At 71.4% G+C, this 8,068-nt stretch carries 8 protein-coding genes and 1 pseudogene; 4 read left to right on the plus strand and 5 right to left on the minus strand.

Annotated features, from left to right (window positions below; all coding sequences use genetic code 11):
- Positions 1–213 precede the first annotated feature (213 nt).
- Genes ACIQUT_RS37930 through ACIQUT_RS37950 form a run of 5 tightly spaced genes read right to left on the minus strand, consistent with a single transcriptional unit; the run spans position 214 to position 4,847 of the window.
- The gene (locus tag ACIQUT_RS37930; protein WP_403569991.1) at positions 214–1,026 is read right to left on the minus strand and encodes a hypothetical protein; all 813 of its coding nucleotides are present in this window, start codon (positions 1,024–1,026) and stop codon (positions 214–216) included.
- Positions 1,023–2,132, minus strand: coding sequence for a hypothetical protein (locus ACIQUT_RS37935; protein WP_403569993.1), 1,110 nt, complete (start codon positions 2,130–2,132; stop codon positions 1,023–1,025). Before ACIQUT_RS37935 ends, ACIQUT_RS37930 begins: the two co-directional genes overlap by 4 nt.
- Positions 2,129–2,548: a hypothetical protein gene (locus ACIQUT_RS37940; RefSeq protein WP_403569995.1), complete on the minus strand. Its 420-nt coding sequence runs from the start codon at positions 2,546–2,548 to the stop codon at positions 2,129–2,131. The genes ACIQUT_RS37935 and ACIQUT_RS37940 overlap by 4 nt, the downstream gene beginning before the upstream one ends.
- Positions 2,541–3,299 carry an AAA family ATPase gene (locus ACIQUT_RS37945; protein ID WP_403569997.1) on the minus strand — a complete coding sequence of 253 codons (759 nt, stop codon included), beginning with the start codon at positions 3,297–3,299 and terminating at the stop codon, positions 2,541–2,543. The genes ACIQUT_RS37940 and ACIQUT_RS37945 overlap by 8 nt, the downstream gene beginning before the upstream one ends.
- Positions 3,300–4,847: a Mu transposase C-terminal domain-containing protein gene (locus tag ACIQUT_RS37950; RefSeq protein WP_403569999.1), complete on the minus strand. Its 1,548-nt coding sequence runs from the start codon at positions 4,845–4,847 to the stop codon at positions 3,300–3,302. It abuts the gene before it with no gap.
- A 360-nt stretch (positions 4,848–5,207) separates the two neighbouring features.
- On the opposite strand from ACIQUT_RS37950, the gene ACIQUT_RS37955 reads away from it, so the two are divergent.
- The 4 genes and pseudogenes from ACIQUT_RS37955 to ACIQUT_RS37970 all read left to right on the plus strand — a co-directional run.
- On the plus strand, positions 5,208–5,849 hold the full coding sequence (locus tag ACIQUT_RS37955; protein ID WP_403570000.1) for a recombinase family protein: 642 nt from the start codon (positions 5,208–5,210) through the stop codon (positions 5,847–5,849).
- Positions 5,807–6,070: a recombinase family protein gene (locus ACIQUT_RS37960; protein WP_403570002.1), complete on the plus strand. Its 264-nt coding sequence runs from the start codon at positions 5,807–5,809 to the stop codon at positions 6,068–6,070. The genes ACIQUT_RS37955 and ACIQUT_RS37960 overlap by 43 nt, the downstream gene beginning before the upstream one ends.
- Before the next feature lie 128 nt (positions 6,071–6,198).
- Entirely contained in the window at positions 6,199–7,575 is a 1,377-nt protein-coding gene (locus ACIQUT_RS37965) for a tetratricopeptide repeat protein (RefSeq protein WP_403570004.1), read from the plus strand.
- Positions 7,576–7,947: 372 nt separating this feature from the next.
- A pseudogene (locus ACIQUT_RS37970) lies at positions 7,948–8,068 on the plus strand (IS607 family transposase); the annotation flags it as partial.

Raw genomic sequence — 8,068 nt, forward strand, 5'->3', positions numbered from 1 at the left:
TCTCGTTCGCCACCGCCCTTGTCCACCGCTCCCCTTGCGTCGCCGGGGCGGAAGGACACGGCCGTGCGGGGGCCACCGGTCGGCGTGTGTGACGCGGTGTCGGGTGATACGAGGGTGTGGGGCCGCTTCTTCGTGTCATCTGCCAGTACGGCCTGCGGACACGGGCGGCGGAGACTGTCGTGCGCAGGGTGGATGTCAGTGGGATGCGCAGGGTTATGACAGCGGGATCGCAGAGTCCGTGTCAGTAGGTGGTGACGGCTCAGGGATCATCCGGAGGCTGTAGAGCACGTTGTCGTGGAAGCGGTCGATGATGTCGCTGCGGGTGACCATCTCGGCGGCGGCGAGGTCTTCGAGGGCCTGGCGCTGGGCGGCGTCGTGCGGGTCGATGCCGCCGTCGGCCCAGACGCGGAGGAGGACCTCGGCCTCGGCGGGCTGGATCGGGCCGCGTACTGACGCGTGGGGCCTCTTCCGGCCGGTGAGGGCGTCGACCTGGTACGAGTCGAGGACGTCGAGGCGCGGGGTGGCGGTGTAGGCCTCGGGTGGCACCTGCCGCAGGACGAGCACGCCGCCTGCGTCGGGGTGAGCTCGGGCGTGGTCAAGGGCGGCGTTGAGTCGGTGGCGGGTCCAGGACAGGGCGGCTGCGAGCGCGTCGGCAGTGAGGGGGCCGTCCGCGTACGCGAGCCCGGTGAGGACGGTGAGCGCGTCGTGGTCGGCGCCGGCCGGACGGCGGTCGATGACCTGGCGGTGGCGGGGCAGCTCGAAGAGGTCGTCGGAGCCGGGCATCAGGTCGGCCGGGTGCATGTCGAGGCGACGGGCGAGTTCGAGCAGGACGCGGACGGGCAGGTCGGGGAGTTCTTCGAGGTCGATCTGGTGCTCGTGGACACCGAGGAGATCGGCGAGCTGCCAGCCGGTCATCCCGGCGGCCAGGAGGCGCCGCTTGATGATGTGCGATCTCTGCGCCGAGTCGCGGCGCCTCTGGGGGCCCTCGCGTCGAAGGCGACGGCTGGAGGAGATCGGCTCGGTCACAGGCGGCTGCGCAGGTTGTCGCTGAGGGCGATGAGGTCCAGGCCCCGGTAGTGCATCCATCCGGCGGCCGCGGCGTCGTGGGCGGTCTCGTCGCCGTGGCGGCAGTGGGAGCGGTGGAGCCAGGCCGGGTTGAAGTGGATGCGGTAGCAGGTGCGGATGACTGCTTCGCGCAGGTGGAGTTCCGGACTCTTGTTGCCCGGGGCCTTGTCGTGGATGAACAGGGGGTCGGTGTCGGTGGCGCCCTGGCTGCGCCGGTAGGCGAGGTGCGCGGCGACGAGAGGGGCGGCGTGTGCCGGCAGGAGCACGGGGTCATCCGATTCGAGGTGGAGGACCTGGAGGGCGTTGAGCTCGTGCGGGGTGTGGTGGTGGAACTTCCACCTCCAGGGGACGCGGAGGTAGCGGGTCTCCTCGGGCTCGTACGGGCTGCCGGTGACGGGCACATGGACGCTGCTGCCGTCGGGGGCGGTGTTGCCGCAGGTGATCAGGCCGAACCCGGTGGGTCCGTGGGAGAGGTGGATGGACAGAGCGGTCGCGGCGGCGGCCTCGGGCGGGGCTACGGTGCGGATCTTGCCGCAGACGCGTTCGGTGAGCTGGCTGAGCAGGCGGGTGGTTGGGGTGGCGCCGAGGGTCTCGTACTGCCAGCGCAGGAGGTAGCCGCGCAGGAACAGGGCGACCTGGACGGCGCGGAGCCGTACGAGGGCGTGGGCCTGGTCGGGGGCGGGGCCGATGCGGTGGTCGCGGAGGTAGAAGGTGAGGCGGGCGCCGAGGGCGCGGGTGTGCCGGAGGGTGCCGGGCTGGGCGTGGTGGCCGGCCAGGCCGCGGCGGGTCAGCCACTGGTCGGCCAGGTGGATCTCGCGGCCGTAGACCTCGTTCAGGGCGGTGAAGGTGTTGCCGGGGAGCTTCGCGCGGCAGTGGGCGAGGAAGACGGGGAAGTCCTGCATGGGCAGGATGGGGCCGATGCCTTCGGCCCATGGGGTCTTGGCGTCGGCTTGCAGGGGGTTGGTGAGGGAGCGGGGCGAGGGCGGGAGCTCGCGGGCGAAGTCGGTCAGGCCGATCGACTGGAAGCGGTATCCGGCGTCGTGGAAGGCGCGCACGGGCGGTTTCACGTACGCGTCGTCTTCGGTGATGGGCCAGATGAGCCAGACGGTGGCGTCGGCGCGGGTGCCGAGTTCGGCGAGCAGGTCGAGGGCGCCGTCGGGGAGCCGGTGGGCGCGGTCGATGACGAGGTGGCGATCTGGTCGGTGGACAGCCAGGCGGCGGCCTGGCGCCAGGCTTCGGGCGCGGGGGTGCGGTCGGCGAGCAGGGTGGCGGGGCTGCGGCCGGTGGCGGTGAGGATGTCGAGGGCGAGGTCGCTGGTGCGGCCGCCGGGGGTGGGGCGGACAACGAGCCGGCCGGGGCCTTCGACGGCGGCGAGGCGGCGCACGATGCGGTGGTCGTCGCCGGGGTTGCGGACGAACACCAGGCGGGGGCCGGGCGGCAGGTCGCGGTTGACGACGTGTGCCGCGGGCTCGGTCTCAGGCATACACGCCGCCGCCGAGGAGGGTGAGGGCGTTGTCGAGGACCTCGATGTCGATGCGGGGCCGGCCTGCGGCTTGGCACAGTCCGGCGGCGGTGTGGGTGAAGGCGGCCCAGTCGCGCATGGTGCCCTGTCCGTACAGCTCGTCGATCTGCCGCAGCAGGGCGTCGTCCGCGCCGGTGTAGATGGGGTGGTAGTCCCTCATGAGGGCGGGGATCTCCTCGGCGGTCAGCGGGCGGAAGGGCAGGCGGCGGAAGACGCGGGAGCGGAGCATCGGTTCGCGGGAGAGGACTTCCCAGCAGCCGTCGCCGCCGACGTAGAGCAGGACGAACTTCGTCCTCGGGTCGTCGTGCAGGTGCCGCAGCAGTTCGATGCAGTCGCTGTTGAGGCGCTGGGCCTCGTCCACGACGACCAGGCGCTTGGGGTGGGACAGCAGGTCCAGGAGCCGGTTGGTGATGTGGAACCGGTTGCGGGACTTGGGGGCCTCGATGCCGGTGAGCGCGGCCAGGAGGTGGTCGGCGACCAGGCGCATGGTCGGGCGGGCGGTGAAGGACAGCGCGCACACCGCGGGGCCGCCCCGGTGGGCCTGGTCCTCCAGGGCGGCCTCGACCGCGTACGTCTTGCCGGTGCCGGCCGGGCCGTGGATGACGCCTGTGGCGTTGTCGGCGACCAGGTCGTCCACGACGCGGTGGGCGAGCTGGAAGGTGCCGGTCGGCAGCGTCGCGGCGCCGGTCAGGTCGGCGAAGTGCCGGGGCATTCAGCTCTCCTCGTTGTTCTTGGTGATCGGGGTGATGCCCAGCAGGGAGGTGGAGGAGCGGGCGCGCAGGGCGGCGTCCAAGGCTTGGCGGGAGGAGCCGCGGCCGACCTTGTCCGGCACGAGCCGCGATTCGGCGGCCGGGGTGCCGTCGCCGGTCATCGGCGCCAGTTCGCGGCGGGCCCGGCGGGACGCCTTGCGGCGTTCGCGGCCGAGCCGGGCGGCCTCCTCGCGCTGCTGGAGGCGGAAGGCGTCGGTCTGCTCGGCAGTGAGCGTTCCAGTCGGCAGCGCGGTGCAGAGGTATTTGCCGCCTAGGTAGACCTCGATGGACCGGTCGTCGTGCGGCATGTAGCGGATCTGGACGACCTGGCCGACCCGTCCGTGGATCTCGGACGCGACGTAGGCGTGTCCGTTGAGGTGGATGCCGTCCTTCTGGATGGTGCGCTCGTCACCGGCCAGCAGCAGGTGGCGCAGCTTGTCCGCGTCGATCCGGTGCAGAGGTGCCTCGTCCTCCTGCCAGGCCGCCAGCGGGGTACGGCCGGCCAGCATCCGGTGCGGGCGCTCGGTGTTGTACCAGCGCACCCACGCGGCGAGCCGCTGAACGAAGTCGTCGAGGAGCATCGGCCCACCGCCCGTCTTTTCGGCGGCGCGCTTGGCGGCCGGGCTGTCGCCGACCGGCCCGTACAGGCGGCCCGACGCGTCGCGGGGCCCTCCGGTGAAGCCGGGCATCAGGGAGACGAGGGTCTGCTCGATGGTCAGGTTGACCCGCTCGACCTTGCCCTTGCGGTGCGGGGTGAACGCCGGGAGGCGGTGGACGGTGACGCACAGCGCGGCCATCACGTCCTTGATGGTGCCGGCGGCGAACTCAAGGCCGCGGTCGATCCGTACGCGCACGGGCACCGCGCCGAACGGCGAGACGTCGGGGTCGTGGACCAGGGCCATGCGCATCGCGGTCAGGACCGTGCCCGCGTGCGGGCTCGCCGCGAGCGACCAGCCCAGCAGGGCCCGGGTGCCGTCGTCGACGACCGTGGTCATCCACGGGGAGAGCGGCTTGCCCTTGGGCGGGTGCACGAGGATCGGCAGCTGCTTGTGGTCCATCTCCCACACCCGGCCCCTCACCTCGTCCGGGCGCCGCAGGTACACCGACTTCGCCCGGCGCCCGGACTCGCCGACCTTCCACGCGGCCCGCTCGGCCGGGGTCAGCTCACGGGCGAACGCGACCTGCAACGTGCGCAGCGCGACCGGGGCGGCGCCCGCCCAGCCCTCGCGCAGGAAGTCGGGGACCGGGGCGCCGGCCGTGGTCCCGTCACCGTCGACCACCGCCTGGCGGGCGCGGTGCACGGCGGAGACGTTCCCCCGGTACAGGGCGTACGCCTCCCGATCCGTCTCGCTCAGCACGTACGGCTCGGGCCCACGGTGCTCGGGGACGCGGGCGGGCGCGGACAGCCACCGCCACACCGTGCGCTCGCTGACGCCCAGGCCCTCGGCGGCCAGCCTCACGTGCGCGGCCGACAACTGCTCGGCGTCGCGCAGCTGGATCAGCCGGGCCACCGCCGCAGCACGCTTCGACTCGTCCGCCCCCTCCGTGATCGGAAGTCTCCGACAGAGTCCCGAAACGTGTTCGGGACATCCGCTCCGTTCGTCCGTACGAGTGAACGAGGGGTGATTGGCGGGCAGTCGCCCCGGGTCCGTCCACGCTGATCACGGCGGCGCGCGGTCCGGCCGGAACTCCGTGCGGCCGTCGCTCGCCCGCGCGTCCCGGAATCGGTCGTTTCCGGGACGGCCGCCCGCCGCGGCGGGCGGATCCCGGGAGGTGTCCCGAAAGGCGTCCCGAAACCGGCGGGCGCGACGAGTAAGCGGGACGGGTATTCGGGACGGCCGTGTCGAGCGGCCAGGCGGGAGGGGAAACGCGTGAACGGCGACCTGGACGAGATCGCCCGCGCCGAGCTGATCGAGCGCGAACCGTGCCCGCGCTGCGGGGCGCCACCCGGATCGGCGTGCCGGGCCAACTCCGGCGTCGTCGCCGTCGACTATCACACCGGCCGGTACGCGAAGATCCCCACGCTGAAGTCCGGGCCCGCGATCCGCATCCCGACCGCGCGCGGGCCCGGCCGCACCTGGCAGCCCGGCCCCGAACCCGACCTCGACCCCGCACTCCTCGCGCGGGCTGGCGACCGCATCGGGTACGCCCGCGTCTCCAGCAAGGGCCAGGACCTCGCCGGACAGGTCCGCCTCCTGAAGAAGGCCGGCTGCGTGCGGATCTTCGTCGAGAAGATCGGCACCCGGGAGAAGATCCGCCCCGAATACAACGCCGCCCTCGCCGACCTGCGCCCGGCCGACACCCTCACCGTCACCATGCTCGACCGCCTCGGGCGCAATATGGTCGAGCTGATCACCTCCGCGCAGGACCTCGCCGAGCGCGACCACCGCCTGGAAATCCTCGGCGGCCCGCTCGCCGGCATGTACGACCCGCAGGGCGCGGGCAAGGTCCTGTTCGTGGTGTCGCCGCGATGGCGGAGGTCGAGCGGGAGTTCATCCACGAGCGGACCCTGATCGGCCTGGACACCGCCGCGGCCAACGGCAATCACGGCGGCCGGCCCCCGGTAGTCGACGGCGACATGCTCGCCGTCGCCCTCCGGCGCCGCGACGCCGAGGAGTCCGTCACCGCCATCGCCAAGCACCTCGGCATCCGCCGCTCCACCCTCTACCGGACGCTCGCCGCGTACGACGAAGCCGCTGGTACCACGGCTGGGCGAGATGCAACCAGTTGCTGACTGTGCCCAACCACTTCAGCTGACGCGATTGGGTTGACCTGCGGATCGCCTTTCCCATTCTGAGGCGAGCCGACCGGTCGGGAACCCCTGGGCAGCGGGTGTCAGCGGGTACATCTACGCTCCCGTTCATGCACATGGATGATCTTGCCTGGCAGGCGAGCAACCTTGGCGGCCTCGCCCCGAGAAGCGTGGACCTCCTGTTGGAGCACGGCCACCTGGAACTGGTGATCCAGGCGGCGGCGGAACGCGGCGAGTGGTTCTGCGCGGAAGGCGCGGTGGAGGAGCTATGCCGGGCAGGGGAGTTCGGCCGGGCGCTGAAGGTGATGGAGCCGTTCGTCGCGACCGGGTGGCCGACTGCCTTGTGGGTGAAGGCCGACATCCTGCTCCGGTCGGGACGGCCGCAGGAAGCACTGGATCTGGTACGCCCGGACGCAGCCGGTGGGACCTCGAAAGCCGAGTCCCATGACTTCGCCGGTTTGCTTGCCAAGGCAGGGCGCATCGACGAGGCCGTCGATCTGCTCGTCCCGCACATCGACGGATGGTGGACCTTGTCCGTCCTGGTGGAGATCACCGTAGGCCAGGACCGTGACGAGCAGGTCCTGCAGCTCATCGCCCCCCACGCTGACAGCGCACGCCACGCCCGGGGCGAGAGCCGGTGGAACCACCCCTTCCACAATGCACAGGAACTCCAGGCACAGGTGCTGGAGCGCGCGGGCCGCACCGACGAAGCGATCCAGATCCTCGGCCAGGACATAGCCGGACACCACTACTTCACGCAGAACACTCTCACCGCCTACGCCGACCTTCTGGCGCGTCATGGCCGGCTCGACGAGCTTCGCGAACTGGCCACTGGACGGACCCGGCGCACCGTCCTGGCCATCTACGCCGGCGCCCTTCGCGACCACGGCCGGGCCGAGGAGGCCGAGACCGTGATGCGCGAAGCCATCGCCGCCGACGACTGGGTCGGGTACCGGGCCTGGCTCTCCTTGGCCTTGCTGCGGGACGGCCGGCTGGACGACGCGATCGCCGTGGCCGAACCCGGCTTCGGCTGGTACGACTGCTCCAACCTCCTGGCACCGCTCGTCTACCCGCTCCTTGACCGCCCCGAGGAACTCCTGCACCTGGTGGAGCACCCCCGTGTCGTACCCCACCACGACCACGAGGACTTCCAGCACTGGTGGCGAGCATTGGCCCTCGCCCGCCTCGGGCGCATCGATGAAGCGATCGCCCTGGCCGAAGCTGACCCCCGCCCTTGGACCGACCCCCGCATGATCAAGGCCGACCTCCTCGGCATGGTCGGTCAGTTCCACGCCGCCGCTGCCGAACTGCGGGTCCTCGGCACGGTCAAGGCACGTGAGGAACTATGCCGGGTCCTGATCCGGCAAGGGCAGGCGGCCGAGGCGATCAGCGTCCACCCCACGGCTGCCGAGCAGCGAGCTGCCAAACCGAAGCCCGAGCCCGTCCCTCTGGACGAGAACGGGTACTCCTTGGAGCCGCCCTTCTAGGAGTTGTCGTTGCATGTCACACCCGTATCGGGAGTGATGCGGCCCGCTGGAGCAATCGACCACCGGGCGCGCTACTGACAAAACCCTGCGCCGCACTGACATCTTCTCTGCGCCCGACAGAGACTTTCTGTCATGCCCGCGGCGGCCCGGCCGGGCCGGACTCCGAGTTCCGGAAGGCTGCCGGGCGCGGCCGCGCACGTGAAGAACGGCGCACAGGACGACGACGTACACAGACGAGGTACCGGAGGGGGCGCACGTGAGCGTGCAGCAGTACGACAAGATCGGCGAGGCTTTCGAGGGGTCTCCACCTGTTGGCCCTTGAAGTCGGGTAGGTGAGCGTAACCATGTATGAGTGAGTGTCGTTGTCAGAGCGTGAATCTGACGGAATGGGCGAAGACGCAGGGCGTGCATCCGCAGACCGCGTATCGCTGGTTCCGTGAGGGGATGTTGCCGGTACCGGCTCAGCGGGTCGAGCCGCGTACGATCCTGGTGA

It is taken from the genome of Streptomyces sp. NPDC090445, from assembly GCF_044769385.1.
Lineage (GTDB): Bacteria > Actinomycetota > Actinomycetes > Streptomycetales > Streptomycetaceae > Streptomyces.